Raw genomic sequence first — 20,564 nt, 5'->3', positions numbered from 1 at the left:
CTCACTGATATCGCGAGGGATCGATGCCGATCGTTGCGAGGCTTGATGAATATGGAAGAGGGGCCTGGTTCGCTTTTGCGGTGCTGGGCTTCATCGTGTGGTGGCCGCTCGGTCTTGCGACCCTGGCCTTCATGTGGGGGAGTGGACGCATGTCTTGCGGATATGCCGGTGGAAACCGGTTCGAACACCGGATGAGCCGTCTTCAGGAGAAGATGGACCGCATGCGGGAACGCATGGGTGAACGCGGCGGCCCTGGCGGCGGCTGGGGTCGATGGGGCGGTCCGCCGTCCAGCGGCAACCATGCCTTCGACGAGTACCGTGCAGAAACCCTGCGCAGGCTCGAGGACGAGCAGCGCGAGTTCCAGGATTTCCTGGGGCGCCTGCGCATGGCCAAGGACAAGGCCGAGTTCGACCAGTTCATGGCCGATCGCCGGCCCGGCAGCCAGCCGGACCAGGATGCGGCCTGACGCTTCCGCCTGAAACCTGACGCCAGACGATGGCCCGCCTCGGCAACGAGGCGGGCCATTTTGCTTTGAGGACGCTCCGTTTGCAGAGTGACGCAGGGCGTCCGCTCGCGCCGCTCCAAAGCCCGAGGCAGTGGCGCGCGGTTCGATTCGTTTCGCTGTCAACCCGGCATTAACCTTGCTGGGTGCTTAACTCGACCAGCACGAGTCGCTGATGAAGAAAACCCCGGATGCGCCCATCTTTCGCCGGATTCAAAGGCAATTGACAGGAACGGCATGTTCCCCAGTTCGCAAATTCGGTGGTGGCGCGAGGTATTCGTGGCCTCGGTCATCGATTTGGTCGGCGGGAGATTGGATCAGCAGCGCTCGATCGCGCTGACCGTCTGAAAGGATGACAGTATGAACCCCGCCGAGGTTGCGCAGGCTGCGCCACAGATCGACATGTCGTTCTGGACGCTGTTCTGGCACGCCCATATCGTCGTCAAGCTGGTCATGATGGGCCTGCTCGGCGCCTCGGTATGGTGCTGGTCGATCATCATCGACAAGACGCTGCTCTATCGCCGCACCCGCCGCGATATGGATGCCTTCGAGGAGGTGTTCTGGTCCGGTCGGTCGCTGGAAGAGCTTTATCGCGATCTGGCGAGCAAGCCGGTCAACGACATGGCGGCGGTCTTCGTCGCGGCGATGCGGGAGTGGAAGCGCTCCTTCGAGAATGGCGGCCGCTCGGTCGCCAGCCTTTCCGCACGTATCGACAAGGTTCTCGACGTCACCATTCAGCGCGAAACCGAGCGGCTGGAATCGAAGCTGCTCGTGCTCTCGACCATTGCCTCGGCCGCTCCCTTCATCGGCCTGTTCGGCACGGTCTGGGGCATCATGAATTCCTTCACCGCGATCGCGGTCTCCAAGAATTCCTCCCTTGCCGTCGTGGCGCCCGGTATCGCGGAGGCGCTTTTCGCCACCGCGATCGGTCTGTTCGCAGCGATTCCGGCTCTGATGGCCTATAACAAGCTGCAGGCCGAAGTGGCCAAGGCCCAGAACCGCCTCGAAGCCTTTGCCGACGAGTTCTCCGCGATCCTGTCGCGGCAGATCGACGAGCGGCTGGCGGCGTAAGGGGCTGCACGATGGGCATGTCAGCAGCGACCGGCGCCAAGGCCGGAGGCAGGCGGGGCCGGCGTGGTCGCCGCCACAGCGCGATCGCCGAGATCAACATGACGCCGTTCATCGACGTCATGCTGGTGTTGCTGATCATCTTCATGGTGGCCGCGCCCCTGATCGCGACCGGCGTTCCGCTCGATCTGCCGCAGACCGGGGCGAAGCCGATCAATGTCGACCAGAAGCCAATCACCATTGCCATCGACAGCAAGGGCCAGATCTTCCTCCAGGACCAGCCAACGCTGGAGCCCGATCTGGTGACGAAGTTGCATGGCCTCGCCAAGCAGGGCTTCGACGAGCGCATCTATGTGCGCGGCGACCGTCAGGTCGATTACGGGCGCGTCGCCTCGGTGATGTCGACGATCACGTCAGCCGGGTTCAAGCGTGTGGCGCTCGTCACCGAGCCCGCAACGCGCTGACGACGTGAAGGCGAGGTATTTCCAGCCGTGAAGCTCTCCACCTCCGAACCGGGAATCGCGCTCTCCGCTCTCGGCCACGTGACGTTTCTCGTCGCGGGGCTGCTGGCGTTCTCGTCGCCGAATCCCCTGCCGGAGAACGAAGAGGCGATCGCCGTCGAGATGGTCGATCCGAGTGCACTGAATCAGGTCACGCGCGGCGAACGCAAGGCTGAGAAGGTGCAGGAACAGCCGGTCCAGCGCGCTGAGCGCCAGTCGGAGACGGTCGAGCGCAAGGAGGCCGGCGAGGCCAAGCAGGACACCCCTGCGCCACCGACGCGGCCCGCTGAATTGAAGACCGCGGACGACAACGCTTCGGCGCCAATGCCGCCAGCCCGCCCTGCGCTGCAGCCTCCGAAGCCGGAGCCCAAGCCGCCGGAGCCGGCGAAGCAGCCGCCACAGAAGGCAGAGGCTGCGGCTGAGCCAAAGCCGGATCTGCGCCGCGAGGAACTCGCCAAGCTGGCCGAGGAAGCTGAACTGGCCTCCAAGGCGAAGCAGGCCGAGGAGGATGCCAAGGCCGCCGCCAAGGCGAAGGCCGAAGCCGATGCGCAGGCCAGGGCCGACGCTGCTGCCAAGGCCAAGGCGGAAGCGCAGGCCAAGGCGGCCGCTGCCGAGGCGGCCAAGGAAAAAGCTGAGGCGGAAGCCAAGGCGAAGGCCGAAGCCGAGGCCAAGGCCAAGATCGCCGCTGCCGCCAAGGCAAAGGCCGAAGCAGAGGCCAAGGCCAAGCGTGAGGCGGAGATCGCCAAAAACTTCAACCCGACCGATATCGCCAAGCTTCTGCAATCGAAGGAGCCGGCTCAGTCCTCAGGCTCGTCCGCGCCGCAGGTGAACCGCACCGCGTCGCTCGGCACCGAGCGCGGCTCGTCGCAAAAGCTCAGCCCCTCGCTGCGCGCACAACTTGTCGGGATCATTCAGGACCAGCTCCTGAGATGCTGGAACGTGCCGATCGGGCTCGCGAATGCGAAAGCCCCAGTCGTGCCCTCAGTACGGATGAAGCTGAATACCGACGGCTCGCTCGTGGGCCAGCCGAGTGTGATCAACACCTCGTCCGATCCGTTGTTCCGGGTCGCGGCCGATTCCGCCCTGACGGCAACGCGCCGTTGCGCGCCCCTGCGCATTCCTGCTCAATTTGCCGCTTACTATGACGACTGGCGCGATGTCGTCGTCAATTTCGACTCTAGGGACGTGCTGTGACCCCCATGTTTCGCAACTCCATGATCGAGGGCGCCGGTCAGACCCGTTCCGGGCTGACGCGCCGCCATGCGCTGACCCTTGCCGGAACGGCCCTATCCTTGCCGCTGCTGGTCCCGGCGGCTGCGCGCGCGGAACTGGTGATCGACCTGCGCAAGGGTACTTTCCAGCCCATGCCGATCGCGATCGCCGATTTCGGCGGCGAAGCCGGCGTGATGGTGTCCGGCGTGATCACCAACAATCTCAAGCGTTCCGGCTATTTCCAGCCGATCGACAAATCGCGCCACCCTGACAAGAACCCGGCCTTCGATGCGGTGCCGCAGTTCGAGGCCTGGAAGGCCGCCGGCGTACAGGGGCTGGTGACGGGGCGCGTCTCGCGCGACGGTGGGCGGCTTCGCGCCGAGTTCCGGCTCTGGGACGTCGTCACCGGCGAGCAGATCGACGGGCAGCAGTACTTCACCGACCCGAATAACAGCCGGCGGGTCGGCCATATCATCTCGGACGCGATCTTCACGAAGGTCACGGGCGTCGGCGGCTTCTTCGATACCCGCGTCGTCTTCGTCGACGAATCCGGGACGAAGGAAAACCGGCGCAAGCGGCTCGCCATCATGGACCAGGACGGCGCCAATGTCCGCTACCTGACCAATGGCGAGGTCTCGGTCGTGACCCCGCGCTACTCGCCCGTGGCGCAGGAAGTCGCTTATATGGCACAGCGCACTGGCGAGCAGCCGCGCGTGCATGTGCTGAATATCGAAACCGGACAGCGTCAGGTCGTCGGGAATTTCCCCGACATGACCTCGAGCCCGCGCTTCTCACCGAATGGCGCGAAGATCGCGCTCAGCCTGCAGCAGGGCGGCAACGCAAACCTCTACATGATCGATATCGGCTCGCGCACGACGACACGACTGACTTCGACCGGCGCAATCGACACCTCGCCCTCCTTCTCGCCTGATGGCACCCAGATGGTGTTCGAGAGCGACCGCGGCGGTTCGCAGCAGCTTTATGTGATGGCGCTCGGCGGTGGGGAGGGCAAACGCATCTCCTTCGGCCAGGGCTCCTATTCTCAGCCGTCATGGTCGCCGCGCGGCGACCTGATTGCCTTCACGCGCCAGGGCGGCGGCGGCTTCGCCATCGGCGTAATGCGGCCGGACGGCTCGGGCGAGCGCATCCTGACCGAAGGCTTCCACAACGAAGCACCGAACTGGGCGCCGAACGGCCAGTACATCATGTTCTTTCGTGATCCGGGCGGGCAATCCGGCGGCAAGCTCTACATGGTCGATATCACGGGCCGGGTCGAGGTGCCGGTGCCGACACCGGCTTTCGCCTCGGATCCGAGCTGGTCGCCGCTCCTGACGACGGCGCGCTGAGGCGGCAATCTGTTGCTCCTGCGCAACAGCGCGGAGAATGCTGCATTTCGCTGCAATTGGTTAACCATACGCCGCAATGCCGCCACTTCGCCTTGATTTGGCAAGGTCTCGTTTAGGTTGACACATCATTGATGTGTCTGAGTTTCACGACTTTCTGATTGCGGAACCTAGACCCGCCTGGAGAATCAACATGCTGCTTGCCTCGCTCGCCAGCCCGCGCACTGCCCGTTTCGCCGCCGCCATTGCTGCCACGCTCGCACTGGGCGCCTGCGCCAAGGACCAGAACGCCGAAGCCGGCTTTGGTGCCGGCGGCGCGGCCACCCCCGGCAGCGCCCAGGATTTCGTGGTGAATGTCGGTGACCGCGTCTTCTTCGAGACCGATTCGACCGACCTGACGCCGACGGCCGTCTCGACCCTCGACAAGCAGTCGTCCTGGCTGCAGCGCTACCCGCGCTACACTTTCACCGTCGAGGGCCATGCCGACGAGCGCGGCACCCGCGAATACAACTATTCGCTTGGCGCTCGCCGCGCCCAGACGGTGCGCGACTATCTGACCTCGCGCGGCATCCAGGCCAACCGGATGCGTACGATCTCCTACGGCAAGGAGCGCCCAGTGGCAGTCTGCAACGACATTTCCTGCTGGTCGCAGAATCGCCGTTCCGTGACCGTGCTCGATGGCGCCGGCGGCGTCTGAGCATCCGGCTTTCTGAAATCTATCGAGGCCGGCACTTTCCCTGCGGAAGTGCCGGCCTTTTCATATTTTGGCCGCGGTGACAGCGTGTGATAACCCGTCACTTGAGAGAAACAGTCCGGTCTTCATGATGGTTCGAGAATTTGCCTTTCTACCCAGCCGGGCGCGACTGCTGGCTGCCGTCGCCTTCGGGGCCATTGCATGGGCTGCGTTGCCGGCTGCGGCGCAGGATGCCGCCGAGCTGACCGTGCGCACCGGGCGACTGGAAAACCAGGTCCGAGCGCTCTCCGGTCAGATCGAGCAGTTGCAGTTCGAGAACCGCCGGCTCACGGAACAGCTCCGCAAGTTCCAGGAGGATGTCGATTTCCGCCTGAACGAGCGCGGCGGCAGCGGTGGCGGCGCTCGCCCGGGTGGCGCTTCGCCGGGACCGGCTGCCCAGCCGCCGGCGACACAGCCTGGTCGTCCGCGTCGGAATGATGCCTTCGACCCTTCCGCGCACCCGAGTGGCTCCGGGGCGCCGCGCCAGCTCGGCAGCATGGAAGGTATCATCGAGGACGAATTCGCCGGAGCGGGTGGTGGCCAGGGGCCTCTCGACCTTCAGGGCGTCGGCCGACAGGTCCCGCAGGGTGCGCTCCCGCAGGGGGGACCGCGTGGCGGGCCGAGCGTTGCAGCGACAGGCGCCGCGCCGAGCCCCAAGGACAGCTACGACGCGGCCTATGCCTATGTCCTGCGCAAGGAATACGAGCAGGCCGAAATGGGCTTTCGCCAGTTCCTGCAGAGCTATCCGCGTGATCGTCTTGCCGCCGATGCCACCTTCTGGCTCGGCGAGAGCTATTTCCAGCGCCAGCGCTATCGCGAGGCGGCCGAGCAGTTCCTGAAGATTTCGCGTGACTACCCGCGCGCCGGCAAGGGCGCCGACAGCCTGCTCAAGCTCGGCATGTCGCTGAACGGGCTCGGTGCACGCGACCAGGCCTGCGCGACCTATGCCAAGGTCGGCGTCGACTATCCGTCCGCCTCCAATGCCGTGCGGCAGGGTGTCGAACGCGAACGGCGCCGCGCCCGCTGCGCTTGAGCGCGCTCGCTTCCAGCCCATCTGAGCATCTTCCGGTTTCTGCCGGCGAGGCGGCTGAGCTCTTTGCGGGCCTGGCGGATGAAGCGCGCCTGCTGGTTGGCGTCTCCGGTGGCCCGGATTCGGTCGCGCTGCTTGCGCTGTTGCAGGATTGGTCGCAGCCACCCGGTCGCCCCGCGCTCCACGCGGCAACGGTCGATCACGGCCTGCGCGAGACCTCCTCGAGCGAAGCTGAAGCCGTCGGCGCGCTCTGCTCCGGGCTGAGGGTTCCCCACATGATCCTGCGCTGGGCGGGTCCGAAACCTGCGACGGGCATCCAGCAGCGGGCGCGTGAGGCGCGCTATGCCCTGCTGGCGACACATGCGGAGGCTCTCGGTGGTGCAGTGCTGGTGACGGCGCACACGCTCGACGACCAGGCCGAGACGCTGTTGATGCGGATGGCGCGCGGTTCCGGGCCGAGCGGACTTGCCGGCATGCGGGCCAGGGTGCGCAAGGGTGGCACGGTGTTGGCACGTCCGCTGCTTGCCGTGCCGAAAGCGCGTCTCGTCGCGACCGCCGAGGCGAGGGGGCTTCCCTTCATTCGCGACCCGAGCAATGCCGATCCGCGGTTCGAGCGCGCGCGTTGGCGGACCCTGATGCCGATGCTGGCCGATGAGGGGCTTACGGCCGAGCGCCTGGCCGTCCTGGCCGCTAGGCTGGCGCGCGTGGACGCCGCGATAGAACACCAGGTTGCCCTCTTGCTGCCTTCGCTGATGCTTGCGGACGAGGGGAGGGGAGGGTCGCGGCTGCGCTTCGGCGCTCTGGTGGATCAGCCCGAGGAAATTGCCCTGCGGGTCGTGGCCGAAGCGCTCGCTCAGGCGCCTGGACCGAGCGCGGAACTGCCGCGGCTCGAGCGGCTGGAAGGCTGCGTGTTCGCGCTTCTGGAAGCCGCGCGGCGGGGCGCGGCCATGACGCGGACACTATCGCGGTGTGTACTGGCGCTCGATCGGGACGGTGTCCTGACGCTGGTGCCGGAGCCGGTGCGCAGACGGGGCGTTCACCCTGCGTCGCGATGAGCCCGGGTCGAATCTGCTGTTTCCCTTGGCAAGGGGCTTCGCCGCTCCTAGATTAACGCCTGAAACCCTTGGCCCTCTCCGGTTGGACCGGGCGGCCCGATCGGACAGAGAATGAATCCGAACTTCCGTAATTTCGCCCTCTGGGTGGTGATTTTCCTGCTGGTTCTGGCGCTCGTGACGCTGTTCCAGAGCCCGAGCCAACGCACCAGCACCAACGAAATCCCCTATAGCCAGCTCATCAACGAGAGCGAGGCCGGGCGGATTTCCAATGTCGTGGTCGCTGGCCAGGAGATTTCGGGCACGTTTTCGGATGGGCGCAGCTTCGTCACCTATGCTCCCTATGGCGACCCGGCGCTGCTGAAGACGCTGGCGCAGAAGGGTGTCCAGGTCTCGGCGCGTGCGCCGTCGGAGGGGACGCCCTGGTTCATGGCGCTGCTCGTCAATTCGTTGCCCTTCGTCATCTTCATCGGCCTGTGGATCTTCATGTCCCGGCAGATGCAGAATGGTGCCGGTCGCGCCATGGGCTTCGGCAAGTCCAAGGCCAAGCTCCTCACCGAGGCGCATGGTCGCGTCACCTTCGAGGATGTCGCGGGCATCGACGAGGCCAAGGAGGATCTGCAGGAGATCGTCGAGTTCCTGCGCGATCCCCAGAAGTTCCAGCGGCTCGGCGGGCGCATCCCACGCGGCGTGCTGCTCGTCGGGCCTCCCGGCACCGGCAAGACGCTGACGGCGCGCGCTGTCGCCGGCGAAGCCAATGTGCCGTTCTTCACGATCTCGGGTTCGGACTTCGTCGAGATGTTCGTCGGCGTCGGCGCGAGCCGCGTGCGCGACATGTTCGAGCAGGCCAAGAAGAACGCGCCCTGCATCATCTTCATCGACGAAATCGATGCGGTCGGTCGTCACCGCGGCGCCGGTCTCGGCGGCGGTAATGACGAGCGCGAGCAGACCCTGAACCAGCTGCTCGTCGAGATGGACGGATTCGAGGCGAATGAGGGTGTGATCATCATCGCCGCCACGAACCGCCCGGACGTGCTCGATCCGGCGCTGTTGCGTCCCGGTCGCTTCGATCGCCAGATCGTCGTGCCGAATCCCGACGTCGCCGGTCGCGAGAAGATCCTGCGCGTGCATGTCCGCAAGGTGCCGATGGCTCCCGATGTCGATCTCAAGATCCTGGCGCGCGGAACCCCCGGCTTCTCGGGTGCCGACCTGATGAATCTCGTCAACGAGGCGGCCTTGCTCGCGGCTCGCCGCGGCAAGCGCATGGTCACCCATGCCGAGTTCGAGGATGCCAAGGACAAGGTCATGATGGGCGCCGAGCGCAAATCCATGGCGATGTCCGAGGAAGAGAAGAAGCTCACCGCCTACCATGAGGCCGGGCACGCCATCGTGGGCTTGTATGTCCCCGCTGGTATCCCGGTCCACAAGGCGACGATCATCCCGCGCGGCCGTGCGCTCGGCATGGTCAAGTTCCTGCCGGAGGGCGATCGCTATTCGATGAAGTTCAAGGAGTTCACCTCGCAGCTTGCGGTGGCCATGGGCGGTCGCGTCGCGGAAGAGATCACCTTCGGCAAGGAGAACATCACGTCTGGCGCCACCGGCGACATCCAGCAGGCGACCAAGATGGCCAAGGCCATGGTCACGCAGATGGGCTATTCCGATGAACTCGGCCTGGTCGCCTATGGCGACAATCAGGAAGAGGTTTTCTTGGGCATGTCGATGGGCCGGACCCAGAGCGTGTCGGAAGCGACCGCGCAGAAGATCGATAGCGAAGTGCGCAAGCTCGTCCACCAGGGCTACCTGGACGCCAAGAAGATCCTCAACGAACACCATGAGGAATTCGTCCACGTGGCCGAGGCGCTGCTCGAGTTCGAGACGCTGACCGGCGACGAGATCCGCGACCTGATCGCCGGCAAGCGTCCGACCCGCGATGCTGACGATACGCCGTCGGCGCCTCGTGGCTCGGCGGTGCCGAGTGCCGGCCGCGGCCGTAAGCGCGACGAGCCTGACGCTGGTCTAGAGCCGCAGCCGCTGGTCTGAACGGCCTCGGTCGGACCTGACACATGAAGGCGGCCCTGTTGGCCGCCTTTTTCTTTGCCTGCGATCAATGGTTAGGTGGGGCTGTTGCGTGTGACCGGGCGAGACCCGCGCGATCGTTCCCGTCTTCGTTCCGGCGGCGTCGCCCATGATAAAATTCGTCATAAAACGTGAGAAGGCGGAACGCATGTCCCGCTATAGAAGAACTCAACAGGGCCGGGAGCGGGCTGGTTGCAACCGCGCCCCGGTTGTCCGCGAAGCTCCCATCATGGCCGCCATCTGGATCGACTGGATATGACGCGCAAATATTTCGGAACCGACGGCATTCGCGGCCGCGCCAATGGCGTGATCACGCCCGATCTGGCGCTCAGGGTCGGCCAGGCTACCGGTATCGCGTTTCGGCGCGGCGAGTACCGCCACCGCGTGGTGATCGGCAAGGATACGCGGCTCTCGGGCTACATGATCGAGACGGCGCTGATCGCCGGCTTCACCTCGGTCGGCATGGATGTGCTGCAGCTCGGTCCGATGCCGACGCCGGCGGTCGCGATGCTGACGCGCTCGATGCGCGCGGATCTCGGCGTGATGATCTCGGCGTCGCACAACCCCTATGAGGATAACGGCATCAAGCTGTTCGGTCCCGACGGCTACAAGCTCAATGACGAGGTCGAAAGTGAGATCGCCGCCCTGATCGATTCAGATCTCGGAGCACAACTTTCTGAGGCTGCGATGCTTGGTCGTGCCAAGCGCATCGACAGCGCCCATGCGCGCTATATCGAATTCGCCAAACGCACCTTGCCGCGCAACATGAATCTCGACGGGCTGCGCATCGTCGTCGACTGCGCCAACGGCGCCGCCTACAAGGTTGCCCCCGAGGCGCTCTGGGAGCTCGGGGCCGAGGTCATCGCCATCGGGGTCGAGCCCGACGGCTTCAACATCAACAAGGATGTCGGTTCGACCAAGCCGGATGCCTTGGCTCAGAAGGTGCGCGAGCTGCGCGCCGATATCGGCATTGCCCTTGATGGCGACGCTGATCGCGTGCTGATCATCGACGAGCAGGGACACGCCGTCGATGGCGACCAGCTGATGGCCGTGATCGCACGCAGCTGGCAGGAGGACGGTCGTCTCTCGGCGCCTGGCATCGTCGCGACCGTGATGTCCAATCTCGGGCTGGAGCGTTATCTCGCCGGACTCGGCCTGAGCCTTGAGCGCACCGCAGTGGGCGACCGTTATGTGCTCGAGCATATGCGGGCGAACGGCTTCAACCTTGGCGGCGAGCAATCGGGCCATATCATCCTCTCCGACTATGCGACCACCGGAGATGGGCTCGTGGCGGCGCTGCAGCTGCTCGCGGTGGTGAAGCGGATGGACAAGCCGGTCTCGGAAGTCTGCCACTGCTTTGAGCCGCTGCCGCAGATCCTCAAGAACGTGCGCTACAAGCAGGGCCAGCCCCTGACGGAGAAGCCGGTCGTCAACGCAATCGAGGCCGCCAGGCAAATGCTCGGGGATAGCGGGCGTCTCGTCATTCGTCCGTCAGGCACCGAGCCGGTGATCAGGGTGATGGCCGAAGGCGATGACCGCGACCTGGTGATGCGCGCTGTCGACGACATCGTCGATGCGGTGACGAAGGCCGCAGCCTGACGTAGCAGGCAGGCTGCGTTTTCGGTCAAAGATCATCCTGAAACGAGGGCAGGTCCCTGTGCATTCCATCTTTGGAATGCACAGGGTTTGCTCGTTTGCACGAGAGTTCGTGGTTAAGCGGTAAGGTTAAGCGTCGTTTAAGGAATTCGTGCCAGGGTCCTTCCCGTCGGTAACACGCGCGAGCTGCGTATCGCGTCGCGCAAACTCGAGGGACTCTGCCATGGGCAGCCTGAAAATTCTCGCGCTGGCGGGCGTCATGGCCTTCGGAGGTTCCGCAATGGCCTCCGCTGCCGACCTCGCCCCTCTGCTGCCTCCACCGCCTGAGCCTGTTGCCCTGCGCGGGACGATCGGGTCCGGTTGGTATCTGCGCGGCGATGTCGGGGTCGGTGTGCAGTCTATCGACAAATTCTACCAGGAAGACGTCCAGGCCTTTGGCGGCCAGTTCTTCGGGAAGACCGAGGAATCGGCCTTCTTCGGCGGTGTCGGTATCGGTTATCGTTTCAACAACTGGTTCCGCGTCGACGGCACCTGGGAGTATCGTGGCGCCTCGCAGATCGGCGTCAGCGACAAGCTCTTCAATCCGTTCGCCAATGGCAACCAGACCAACACCTACAAGGGCAACTTGTCCTCGATGGTGGCCCTGTTCAACGCCTATGTCGATCTCGGCACCTGGAACTGCCTGACGCCCTATATCGGCGCCGGTATCGGTGTCGCGCAGAACCGCATCAGCGGACTGACCGACCAGGGCATCGTCTTCGCCAACGAGCCGTTCGGGCCCGTCTCGTCGACGCTGGGAACCGCGGGCACAGGCACCAAGTCCGGCCTCGCCTGGGCGCTCATGGCCGGTCTCGGCTATGAGGTGAACAAGAATCTGACGCTTGAACTCGGGTATCGCTACCTGAATCTCGGCGATGCGCAGTCCGGGGTTCTCCAAAACGCCTTCCTTGCGGAGAGCTACCGTCCGCTCAAGGCCAAGGACATCCAAAGCCACGATTTCCGGATCGGCATGCGCTGGAATTTTGGCGATCCCGATTGCTGCGCTGCTCCGGCTCCGATTGCCTACCAGGCGCCGGTCGTGCGCAAGTACTGACCAACTGGTTCTCCAGCTTCGCAAAGAACGGCGCGGGTCATCGATCCGCGCCGTCTGCATTTCGAAACTTTGCCATGCTGCGAGGCTCCCGGCCCCAGGGGGCGCGTTGACAAAGCCTCCATCCCTTCGCCCTATTCGTGCTTGGCCGAGGCAGTTCGCAGTCGGGACACGCCTCCACTGACCAGGCTTCCAGCCCACGCGCCATCGCCGCTCGCGCTGGCCTTCTGCAAGGATATGACCATGAAGACACGCGCCGCCGTTGCCTGGGAGGCCGGAAAGCCGCTGACCATCGAAACCATCGAGATCGGCGGGCCGAAGGCGGGCGAGGTTCTGGTCGAGGTGATGGCGACCGGCATCTGCCATACCGATGCCTACACGCTGTCCGGGCTTGATTCAGAGGGCAAGTTCCCGGCGATCCTCGGCCATGAGGGCGCCGGCATCGTGCGCGAGGTCGGCGCGGGCGTGACCACGCTCAAGGTCGGCGATCACGTCATCCCGCTCTACACGCCGGAATGCCGCAGCTGCAAAAGCTGCCTGTCGCGCCGCACCAATCTCTGCACCGCGATCCGGGCCACGCAGGGACAGGGCGTGATGCCGGACGGCACCTCGCGCTTCTCCTGCGATGGCGGCGAGGTCTTCCACTATATGGGCTGCTCGACCTTCGCGAATTTCACGGTGCTGCCCGAGATCGCGCTGGCGAAGGTTCGTGAGGACGCGCCCTTCGACAAGATCTGCTATATCGGCTGCGGCGTGACGACGGGCATCGGCGCGGTGATCTACACCGCCAAGGTCTGGCCAGGCGCCAATGTCGTGGTTTTCGGACTCGGCGGCATCGGCCTCAATGTCATCCAGGGCGCCCGCATGGTCGGCGCAGACAAGATCATCGGTGTCGACATCAATCCGGCCAAGCGCGCCATGGCCGAGAAGTTCGGCATGACCGACTTCATCAATCCGGCCGAGATCGGCAACGACAAGGTGGTGCAGGCGATCGTCGACCTGACCGGCGGTGGCGCCGATTTCTCCTTCGACGCCACCGGCAATACCAACGTGATGCGCCAGGCGCTGGAATGCTGCCATCGCGGCTGGGGTGAATCCATCGTCATTGGGGTTGCCGAAGCCGGCAAGGAAATCGCGACCCGGCCGTTCCAGCTCGTCACCGGGCGCGTCTGGAAGGGCACGGCCTTCGGTGGCGCGCGCGGGCGCACCGATGTGCCGAAGATCGTCGACTGGTACATGGAGGGCAAGATCAACATCGACGACCTGATCACCCACAAGCTCAGCCTGGATGAGATCAACCACGGTTTCGACCTGATGCATGAGGGCAAGTCGATTCGTTCGGTCGTCGTGTACTGAGCCGGCCGCTCTTCCGCCGCATCGACCCTCCATGGAAACCCCACCATCATCCCTGATCCCCGCTTCGCTGCGGCAGGGATGATGATGCGGATCAGGCTTGGACTGCGCGTCGCGAACGACCGAAAGGGACATCATGGAACTGCTCTCGAACTCCAAGGCCTTCGGCGGCTCGCAGCGCGTTTTCCGACACGAGAGCGCGGTCTGCGCCTGTCCGATGACCTTCGCGATCTTCCTGCCGCCGCAGATCGAGGATGGCCCGGTTCCGGTGCTCTGGTATCTGTCGGGGCTGACCTGCTCGCACCAGAACGTCATGGACAAGGGCGAGTACCGCGCGGCCGCGGCCGCGAACGGTATCGCGATCATATGCCCGGACACTTCGCCACGCGGCGATGGCGTGCCGGACGAACCCGACAACTGGCAGTTCGGCTCCGGTGCGGGCTTCTATCTCGATGCGACCCAGGAGCCCTATGCCCGAAACTACCGGATGGAGAGCTATCTCCTCGCAGAGCTGAGCGAGATCGTCGCTCACAACTTTCCCGTCGACATGAGCAGGCAGGGCATCTTCGGCCACTCGATGGGCGGTCACGGCGCGATCACCCTCGCGTTGAAGAATCCCGATCGCTTCCGCTCGGTCTCGGCCTTCGCACCGATCACGCAGCCTTCGACGGCGGGTTGGTCGCGGCCGGCCTTTGAAAAATATCTCGGCTCCGATGAGGCGCGCTGGCGGCGCTACGACAGTACTGCGCTGATCGCGGACGGCCACCGGGTCAAGGATCTCCTGGTTGACCAGGGTACGGCCGACGGCTTCCTGCAGGAGGGGTTGCGGCCCTGGCTGCTCGAAGTGGCCTGCGTCAGCGCAGGTATTCCGCTCGAACTCCACATGCGGGATGGCTACGACCATTCTTACAATTTCGTCTCCACCTTCATGGCCCAGCATATCTCCTGGCACGCCCAGCGCCTGACCCCCTGACGTGGATCGCAGCCGTTCCCAGGCGCCGGGAACGGACTGGCCCGCCCCGTGTTGATGAACGTAACCGTTCCGCGTGCGGGGGGAGCAATCATGGCATCGAGCCGCTCTGCGATCGCGGAACGCTCCTTCTTCACGCGCCTTTCCCAGAGCACGGCCCATTTGGCCGGGAAGCCCCAGACCTTCTTCCTGGCGCTGGCGATCATCATCGTCTGGGCAGTGTCGGGGCCCTTCTTCGGCTTCAATGACACCTGGCAACTCGTGATCAACACCTCGACCACGATCGTCACCTTCCTGATGGTCTTCATCATCCAGAACAGCCAGAACCGCGACACCGCAGCGATGCAGATCAAGCTCGACGAGCTCATCCTTCGGCTTGAAGGGGCTCGGGAGGAACTGCTCGACCTCGAGGAACTCGACGAAGAGAAGCTCGAAGCGATGCGGGCCGAGTTCGAGAGGCTGGCGAGGAAGGCGAGGGAGAAGAACGGGGGCTAGCTGAGGCTTGCCGGGAGAGCGGGGCGTCGCCTATCGTGGTGGCGTGATTTGTCCGCCCTTCGTCTCGATCTGGTATTTCGTCAGTTACCCAGCGGCTTAGCATGGACCCATGCCTCAAGTGGGAGATGCAAAATGTCCTCTGATACCGTCTTGCTCGTGATCGATGTTCAAGAGTCCTTCCGGCAACGTGCCTATTTCGAAGAGACCTATGTGCCGCCTTTCATCACGCGGCTTCAGGCGCTCGTCGACGGAGCCAAGGCAGCCGGCATTCCCGTCGTCCAGATTTTCCACGTCGACCCGACCGGTCCCTTCGCCGAGAGTTCCGGCTACGTGAAGACCCTCGCGCCGCTCGCTATCGAACCGGATGCCGTCTTTCGCAAGGGGCGGCACAGCGCACTCGTCGGCAGTGGGCTCGATGTCTGGCTGACCGAGAATGGCATTCGCCGCGTGATCGTCTCCGGCATCCGTACCGAGCAGTGCTGCGAGACCACGACGCGCCACGCTTCGGACCTCGGCTATGAGGTCGATTATGTCGGCGAGGCGACCCTGACCTTCCCGATGACCGATGCCGCCGGCCGCCAATGGAGCGCAGCGGAAATCCGGGCGCGGACGGAGCTCGTTCTGGCCGATCGCTTTGCGCGCATCGCCACTGTGGAGACAGCTCTCGCCCCGCGCAGCAAGAAGCTTGCAGCATGAGGCTCGCGCAGCAGTCCGTCGAGGTGCCGGTCTACGTGGTCGTACCACCGCGCGTGCTGCTGCTCGATGTCGCCGGACCGATCGAGGTGCTGCGCCGGGCCAATCTCGAACAGGACGTCCTGCGCTTCGCCGTGAGCTATGTCGGGCCGCTGCCTGACGTCGGAAGTTCGATCGGCCTTGGCGTGTCAGCCATCGGTCCCTTGCCAGATGCTCTGCCGGACGGCTCGCTGCTTGTCCTGCCTGGCAGTGCCGATATCCCCCTTGGCCAACTGGGCTCGAGCCGGGAGGAGGCGGTACAAGAGAGGCAGATCGTTGAATGGCTGCGGCGGGTGGTTCGTCCGGGCATCCGCTTCATCTCGATCTGCTCCGGAGCTCTGCTCGCAGGCCGCGCCGGGCTTCTCGATGGATATGACTGCACCACGCATTATGACTGCCTCAGCGAACTCGCGGAGGCTGCGCCAGCGGCCCGGATCCTTGAGAATCGGCTCTATGTGGAGGACGGCGAGCGCCTGACCAGCGCCGGGATCACAGCTGGCATCGATCTGATGCTGCATGTCGTGGCGGGGATGGCGGGGCATGCCTGCGCGCTCGCAGTCGCGCGCTTTCTCGTCGTCTATCTCAGGCGCGCCGGCGCCGATCCGCAGCTTTCGCCGTGGCTCGAAGGCCGCAACCACATCCACCCTTCCGTGCATCGGGCACAGGATGCAGTCGCGGCGGACCCGGTGCGCGACTGGTCGGTGGTTACGCTTGCCGATGCCGCCGCAACGAGCCCGCGCAATCTCTCGCGCCTGTTCAATGAACATGCGGGCATGAGCGTCACCGAATATGTCAATCGGATGCGGGTTGCAGTCGCGCGGGAGCTGTTGACGGGGTCCCGCCTCGATATCGAGGCGGTCGCGGAACGCGCCGGTTTCGCTTCACCTCGGCAACTGCGTCGCGCCTGGGGCCGTTTCCATAGTCTGCCGCCGAGCCGGATGCGGCAGAACGAGGCCAAAGCCGCGGGTTGAACCGGGGCTCAGACCACAGATGTCAGGCCGCCATCGACCATCAGCAGATGACCGTTGACGTAATCGGACGCTGCCGATGAGAGGAAGATCGCGGCACCGACCAGTTCCTTCGTCTCGCCCCAGCGCCCCGCCGGAGTGCGGCTCTTGACCCAGCCAGAGAAGGTCTCGTCGGCGATCAGAGCCTTGTTAAGCTCGGTGACGATATAGCCGGGGCCGATGGCGTTGGTCTGAATGTTATGCTTGCCGAGCTCGGCAGCGAGGCCGCGTGTCATCATCTTCACCGCGCCCTTGGTGGCGGTATAGGGCACGATGGTCGGCCGGCCGAGTTCGCTCATCACCGAGCCGATATTGACGATCTTGCCCCGGCCGCGCGGCACCATGCGCTTCGTCACGGCCTGCGTGACATAAAAGACCGAATGGAGATTGGTGTTGATCAGGTCATGCCAGTCCTCGGCGGGGAACTCGGTGAAGGGCGCCCGCTTCTGCGTGCCGGCATTATTGATCAGGATGTCGATCGGCCCGACCTCGGCCTCGATCGTGGCAATGGCCGCCTCGACGACCGCTTGCTCGGTGACGTCGAAGGCAGAGATCGAGACCTTGCGGCCAGAATTGGCGATCGCGGCGCGTGCGGTCTCGAGCTTGCCCTTGTCGCGGCCGTTGAGCACGACATGAGCACCGGCTTCGCTCAGACCTTCGGCCATGGCGAGGCCGATGCCCTGGCCCGAACCGGTGATGAGTGCGATCTTGCCTTCAAGGCTGAACAGCGAAAGCGACATGGCGTATCCTCAATGGCGCAGGTGGCCCATCAAATTCGATTTGCGCGGGCCCGCATAGCTTGGGTAAGCATCTTTCAATCGATTAGACAATTGCAGATCAGCCGAACCCGGCAAGGTCTTCCCTGGGAGAACCGCCATGCGCGCAGTCGTCATCCACGCCGCGAAGGACCTGCGGATCGAGGAGAGGCCCGTGCCGGAACTCGGGCCGCTGGATGTGCGCGTGCGCATCGAGGCGGGCGGCATCTGCGGCTCGGACCTGCACTACTACCAGCATGGTGGCTTTGGCACGATCCGCGTGCGCGAGCCGATGATCCTCGGCCATGAGATCGCCGGGACGGTCGAGGCGGTCGGCGGCGAGGTCTCGCGCGTCGGGCGGGGCGACCGTGTCGCCGTCAATCCGAGCCGGGCTTGCGGCCGCTGCCGCTACTGCCAGGCAGGTCAGCAGCAGCACTGCACCGACATGCTGTTCTATGGCAGCGCCATGCGCTTCCCCCATGTCCAGGGCGGGTTTCGCGATGTGCTCGTGGTCGAGGAGCGACAGGCGATGAAGCTGCCTGCGCATGTGCCGGCGGCGCAGGCCGCCTTTGCCGAGCCGCTCTCGGTGTGCCTCCATGCCGCCAAGCGCGCCGGTCCGCTCCTCGGCAAGCGAGTCCTGGTGACCGGCTCCGGGCCGATCGGCGTGCTCGCTGTGGTCGCCGCCAGGGCAGCGGGAGCCTCCGAGATCGTCGCGACCGACGTTGTCGACGGTCCCTTGCCGATGGCGTTGAAGATGGGCGCGACCGGCGCCATCAACGTCATGGCGGAGCCGGAGCGACTCAAGGCGGAGTACGGCGCGGAGAAAGGGGCTTTTGACGTGATGTTCGAGGCCTCGGGCAACCAGCATGCGCTGACCGGTGCGTTCGACGTGGTGCGGCCCGGCGGGATCATCGTGCAGATCGGCGTCGGCGGCAACTTCACCTTGCCGATGAACGTGCTGGTGGCAAAGGAGTTCGACCTGCGCGGCTCATTCCGCTTTCATGAGGAGTTCGAGTGGGCCGTGGCGATGATCGGCTCGGGCAGCGTTGATCTCTCTCCGCTGCTAACGGCGTCGATCCCGGTCGAGCGGGCCGTCGAGGCCTTCGAACTGGCTGGCGACAAGTCGCGGGCGATGAAGGTGCAACTCGCCTTCGCCTGATCATCCGAGCCGCAGCGTCGGATGGCCCGCCTGGCCGTGCAGCGCGGGGTCGTAGACGACGAAGGTATCGCGGCCGCCATGCTTGGCGGCATAGAGTGCGGCATCGGCATGGGCGGCGGCGCTCGACAGGGTTTCCAGCGGACCGGCCATGCAGGCGCCGATGCTCACGGTCGCGGTGATCGCCTGGGTCCCATCCAGCGGGATCGGAGCTGCCCTGATCTCGCTGACGATCTTGGCTGCAATCGCCGAAAGCGAAGCGAGCGAGCTGTCGGCGATCAGCAGGATGAACTCGTCGCCGCCCCAGCGGGCGCAAATATCATAGTTGCGCAGCACTGCAGACATGCGGTGCACGACCTCGACGATGACCCGGTCACCGGCCTGATGGCCGTAGGTATCGTTGATCGTCTTGAAGTCGTCGAGATCGACCAGGGCGAGCGCCGTCGCGCGCCCGGTGCGAAGGGCCCGGTTCTGCTCCTGGGCAAAGGCCCCCTCAAAGCCACGCCGATTCAGCACCGAGGTGAGCGGGTCGTGATGGGCAAGGTGCTCGAGCGTCTGAGTGCGCTCCCGCACCATGGCCTCAAGCCGGTCGGTGTTGTCGCCTACCGCGCGTGCCATCTCGTCGAGGGCGCGCGACAGGCGACCGATCTCATCATGGCCGGCGTCGGTCTCGGAAGGTGTGAACGAGCCTGCGCGGACGCGCATGACGGAGGCTTCCATCCGCGCCAGCCGGTCGAGAACGCTGCGTTTGAACAGCAAGGTCATCAGTGCGGCGGCAGTCATCAGGATGGTTGCCAACAGCAATGCGATCGGGAGAAACAGCTTTCGATCGATGATCTGATCGACATCCATCAGGCTGATGTTGAACCAGCCCATGCGATCGAGATAGCCGACGCCGACGAGCGTTTCGCGGCCGTTGACGGTCATGAAGCGTGAGCGGACGGAGGCACCCCCTCGCGCGACCTCTGCCATCATCCCAGTCAGAGCCGCGCGGTCGGCTTCTTCGTCGACAAGCGCGAAGATCGTCTTCTTGGATTTGAGGTCCTTTGTCAGGCTATGGAAGTCGACAAGGCGCGGATCGCGATGCGCCTGCACCGCGCCATTGCGGTCGACGAAAATGCTCTGCACGCCGATCTGCGGGATATCGACGACTTCGCGAATGAACTGGCTGAGATCGACGCCGGTACCGATGATGCCGAGCTGCTTGTCCCCCTTGCTGATGATGCAGTTGATCCAGACCTTGGTGACCTTGAGATTGTCGTCGTGGTCGACATTCAGGTGGCAGCCGGAGCCGAGCGCCGCCGTCTTGTAGTACCAGCCGTCGCGCGGGTTCTCGCGCGACAGGGTGTATCGCCTGCGGGCAGTCTCGTAAGTGTTCTGCTTGTCGTTGAAATAGTAATTGCCGGAGCCGTCGAGCACGACAAAATAGCTGCGGTCCTTGAACGAGAGCCGGTAATGCTCGAGTTCGGCGAGCCCGCGCTCGGATTTCTCGGGATCGTTCTCATCTGTCGCCCAGGCGAGGATTGCCGGAGAGCGCGCTACCGTTTCGGCCAGCGAGACCTCCCGCATCAGGGATTCCAGTCCGCGATAGCGATCGAACAGGATCTGCTTCTCGGCGAAGAGCGTGCCCAGTTTCTCCACCGTCGCGTTGACGATCCAGAGAAAAGCTGCGGCCGAGGGGATCGCGACCGCAAGCAGGGCGGCCAGGGTCAGGACGAGGACCCGGCCCCTCAATCCCGAGGAGAGGGCCGGCCACGCGATATTCGCCCTCATCCTGAGCAGTGCCCCGACAGCTTCTGCCGAACCTAACTGGATGTCGTGATTCGACGCGTTTGATTCGGCCTGTTTCTGTCACAATGCTTGCACGGGTGAAGCAAGAAATCACCCGAGCCA

19 protein-coding genes are annotated in these 20,564 nt (G+C 64.6%); 17 read left to right on the top strand and 2 right to left on the bottom strand.

The features are described 5' to 3' along the window. The first annotated feature begins 23 nt into the window (after window positions 1–23). From AB4099_RS03890 to AB4099_RS03815, 16 genes are all read left to right on the top strand, one after another. On the top strand, window positions 24–467 hold the full coding sequence (locus AB4099_RS03890) for a DUF2852 domain-containing protein (RefSeq protein WP_113513332.1): 444 nt from the start codon (window positions 24–26) through the stop codon (window positions 465–467). Window positions 468–863: 396 nt separating this feature from the next. Further along, complete coding sequence (gene tolQ / locus AB4099_RS03885) at window positions 864–1,574, top strand: protein TolQ (protein WP_043238377.1); 711 nt, start codon at window positions 864–866, stop codon at window positions 1,572–1,574. Window positions 1,575–1,585: 11 nt separating this feature from the next. Further along, window positions 1,586–2,035 (top strand): protein TolR, encoded by a 450-nt coding sequence (gene tolR / locus AB4099_RS03880; protein WP_069879422.1) that lies wholly within the window; start codon window positions 1,586–1,588, stop codon window positions 2,033–2,035. Window positions 2,036–2,062: 27 nt separating this feature from the next. After that, window positions 2,063–3,265: a cell envelope integrity protein TolA gene (gene tolA / locus AB4099_RS03875; protein WP_441477089.1), complete on the top strand. Its 1,203-nt coding sequence runs from the start codon at window positions 2,063–2,065 to the stop codon at window positions 3,263–3,265. Between the two features lie 23 nt (window positions 3,266–3,288). Then, window positions 3,289–4,629, top strand: a complete 1,341-nt coding sequence (gene tolB / locus AB4099_RS03870; RefSeq protein WP_441477662.1) for a Tol-Pal system beta propeller repeat protein TolB — start codon at window positions 3,289–3,291, stop codon at window positions 4,627–4,629. A 190-nt stretch (window positions 4,630–4,819) separates the two neighbouring features. After that, window positions 4,820–5,323 (top strand): peptidoglycan-associated lipoprotein Pal, encoded by a 504-nt coding sequence (gene pal, locus AB4099_RS03865; protein ID WP_069879425.1) that lies wholly within the window; start codon window positions 4,820–4,822, stop codon window positions 5,321–5,323. A 124-nt stretch (window positions 5,324–5,447) separates the two neighbouring features. After that, window positions 5,448–6,392, top strand: a complete 945-nt coding sequence (gene ybgF, locus AB4099_RS03860) for a tol-pal system protein YbgF (RefSeq protein WP_441477088.1) — start codon at window positions 5,448–5,450, stop codon at window positions 6,390–6,392. Further along, the gene (gene tilS, locus AB4099_RS03855) at window positions 6,389–7,444 is read left to right on the top strand and encodes a tRNA lysidine(34) synthetase TilS (protein WP_441477087.1); all 1,056 of its coding nucleotides are present in this window, start codon (window positions 6,389–6,391) and stop codon (window positions 7,442–7,444) included. The genes ybgF and tilS overlap by 4 nt, the downstream gene beginning before the upstream one ends. A 111-nt stretch (window positions 7,445–7,555) precedes the next feature. Beyond that, window positions 7,556–9,481 carry an ATP-dependent zinc metalloprotease FtsH gene (gene ftsH, locus AB4099_RS03850; protein WP_113513338.1) on the top strand — a complete coding sequence of 642 codons (1,926 nt, stop codon included), beginning with the start codon at window positions 7,556–7,558 and terminating at the stop codon, window positions 9,479–9,481. Window positions 9,482–9,772: 291 nt separating this feature from the next. Beyond that, window positions 9,773–11,116 carry a phosphoglucosamine mutase gene (gene glmM / locus AB4099_RS03845; protein WP_113513340.1) on the top strand — a complete coding sequence of 448 codons (1,344 nt, stop codon included), beginning with the start codon at window positions 9,773–9,775 and terminating at the stop codon, window positions 11,114–11,116. 220 nt (window positions 11,117–11,336) lie between these two features. Then, the gene (locus AB4099_RS03840) at window positions 11,337–12,206 is read left to right on the top strand and encodes an outer membrane protein (RefSeq protein WP_113513342.1); all 870 of its coding nucleotides are present in this window, start codon (window positions 11,337–11,339) and stop codon (window positions 12,204–12,206) included. A gap of 240 nt (window positions 12,207–12,446) precedes the next feature. Further along, window positions 12,447–13,559, top strand: coding sequence for an S-(hydroxymethyl)glutathione dehydrogenase/class III alcohol dehydrogenase (locus AB4099_RS03835; protein ID WP_441477086.1), 1,113 nt, complete (start codon window positions 12,447–12,449; stop codon window positions 13,557–13,559). Window positions 13,560–13,692: 133 nt separating this feature from the next. Continuing rightward, window positions 13,693–14,529 carry an S-formylglutathione hydrolase gene (gene fghA, locus AB4099_RS03830; protein WP_113518568.1) on the top strand — a complete coding sequence of 279 codons (837 nt, stop codon included), beginning with the start codon at window positions 13,693–13,695 and terminating at the stop codon, window positions 14,527–14,529. A gap of 90 nt (window positions 14,530–14,619) precedes the next feature. Then, entirely contained in the window at window positions 14,620–15,021 is a 402-nt protein-coding gene (locus tag AB4099_RS03825) for a low affinity iron permease family protein (protein WP_113518567.1), read from the top strand. A 132-nt stretch (window positions 15,022–15,153) separates the two neighbouring features. Further along, window positions 15,154–15,717, top strand: a complete 564-nt coding sequence (locus tag AB4099_RS03820; RefSeq protein ID WP_441477085.1) for an isochorismatase family protein — start codon at window positions 15,154–15,156, stop codon at window positions 15,715–15,717. Further along, window positions 15,714–16,724 (top strand): GlxA family transcriptional regulator, encoded by a 1,011-nt coding sequence (locus AB4099_RS03815; protein ID WP_441477084.1) that lies wholly within the window; start codon window positions 15,714–15,716, stop codon window positions 16,722–16,724. The genes AB4099_RS03820 and AB4099_RS03815 overlap by 4 nt, the downstream gene beginning before the upstream one ends. An 8-nt stretch (window positions 16,725–16,732) precedes the next feature. On the opposite strand, the gene AB4099_RS03810 is transcribed toward AB4099_RS03815, so the two are convergent. Beyond that, window positions 16,733–17,500, bottom strand: coding sequence for an SDR family NAD(P)-dependent oxidoreductase (locus AB4099_RS03810; RefSeq protein ID WP_441477083.1), 768 nt, complete (start codon window positions 17,498–17,500; stop codon window positions 16,733–16,735). A 136-nt stretch (window positions 17,501–17,636) separates the two neighbouring features. Here AB4099_RS03810 and AB4099_RS03805 point away from each other — a divergent pair, with 136 nt between their 5' ends. Beyond that, the gene (locus AB4099_RS03805) at window positions 17,637–18,674 is read left to right on the top strand and encodes an L-idonate 5-dehydrogenase (RefSeq protein ID WP_441477082.1); all 1,038 of its coding nucleotides are present in this window, start codon (window positions 17,637–17,639) and stop codon (window positions 18,672–18,674) included. Here the strand turns inward: AB4099_RS03805 and AB4099_RS03800 are convergent, their stop codons facing one another. Then, window positions 18,675–20,444 carry a sensor domain-containing diguanylate cyclase gene (locus tag AB4099_RS03800; protein ID WP_441477081.1) on the bottom strand — a complete coding sequence of 590 codons (1,770 nt, stop codon included), beginning with the start codon at window positions 20,442–20,444 and terminating at the stop codon, window positions 18,675–18,677. It abuts the gene before it with no gap. Between the last annotated feature and the right edge of the window lie 120 nt (window positions 20,445–20,564).

Origin of the sequence: Allobosea sp. 2KB_26 (assembly GCF_052115715.1) — a bacterium.
Lineage (GTDB): Bacteria > Pseudomonadota > Alphaproteobacteria > Rhizobiales > Beijerinckiaceae > Allobosea.
Note: the sequence above shows the minus strand (reverse complement) of the source record. Positions and strands in the feature narration are given on the sequence as shown.

Bases quoted from the DNA above. Each gene is read 5' to 3' on its own strand.
- fghA (WP_113518568.1), top strand. From the start codon at position 13,693: ATGGAACTGCTCTCGAACTCCAAGGCCTTCGGCGGCTCGCAGCGCGTT.
- tolR (WP_069879422.1), top strand. From the start codon at position 1,586: ATGGGCATGTCAGCAGCGACCGGCGCCAAGGCCGGAGGCAGGCGGGGC.
- AB4099_RS03800 (WP_441477081.1), bottom strand. From the start codon at position 20,444: ATGAGGGCGAATATCGCGTGGCCGGCCCTCTCCTCGGGATTGAGGGGC.
- pal (WP_069879425.1), top strand. From the start codon at position 4,820: ATGCTGCTTGCCTCGCTCGCCAGCCCGCGCACTGCCCGTTTCGCCGCC.
- AB4099_RS03840 (WP_113513342.1), top strand. From the start codon at position 11,337: ATGGGCAGCCTGAAAATTCTCGCGCTGGCGGGCGTCATGGCCTTCGGA.
- ftsH (WP_113513338.1), top strand. From the start codon at position 7,556: ATGAATCCGAACTTCCGTAATTTCGCCCTCTGGGTGGTGATTTTCCTG.
- tolQ (WP_043238377.1), top strand. From the start codon at position 864: ATGAACCCCGCCGAGGTTGCGCAGGCTGCGCCACAGATCGACATGTCG.
- AB4099_RS03805 (WP_441477082.1), top strand. From the start codon at position 17,637: ATGCGCGCAGTCGTCATCCACGCCGCGAAGGACCTGCGGATCGAGGAG.
- AB4099_RS03820 (WP_441477085.1), top strand. From the start codon at position 15,154: ATGTCCTCTGATACCGTCTTGCTCGTGATCGATGTTCAAGAGTCCTTC.
- AB4099_RS03890 (WP_113513332.1), top strand. From the start codon at position 24: ATGCCGATCGTTGCGAGGCTTGATGAATATGGAAGAGGGGCCTGGTTC.
- AB4099_RS03815 (WP_441477084.1), top strand. From the start codon at position 15,714: ATGAGGCTCGCGCAGCAGTCCGTCGAGGTGCCGGTCTACGTGGTCGTA.
- glmM (WP_113513340.1), top strand. From the start codon at position 9,773: ATGACGCGCAAATATTTCGGAACCGACGGCATTCGCGGCCGCGCCAAT.
- ybgF (WP_441477088.1), top strand. From the start codon at position 5,448: ATGATGGTTCGAGAATTTGCCTTTCTACCCAGCCGGGCGCGACTGCTG.
- AB4099_RS03825 (WP_113518567.1), top strand. From the start codon at position 14,620: ATGGCATCGAGCCGCTCTGCGATCGCGGAACGCTCCTTCTTCACGCGC.
- AB4099_RS03810 (WP_441477083.1), bottom strand. From the start codon at position 17,500: ATGTCGCTTTCGCTGTTCAGCCTTGAAGGCAAGATCGCACTCATCACC.
- AB4099_RS03835 (WP_441477086.1), top strand. From the start codon at position 12,447: ATGAAGACACGCGCCGCCGTTGCCTGGGAGGCCGGAAAGCCGCTGACC.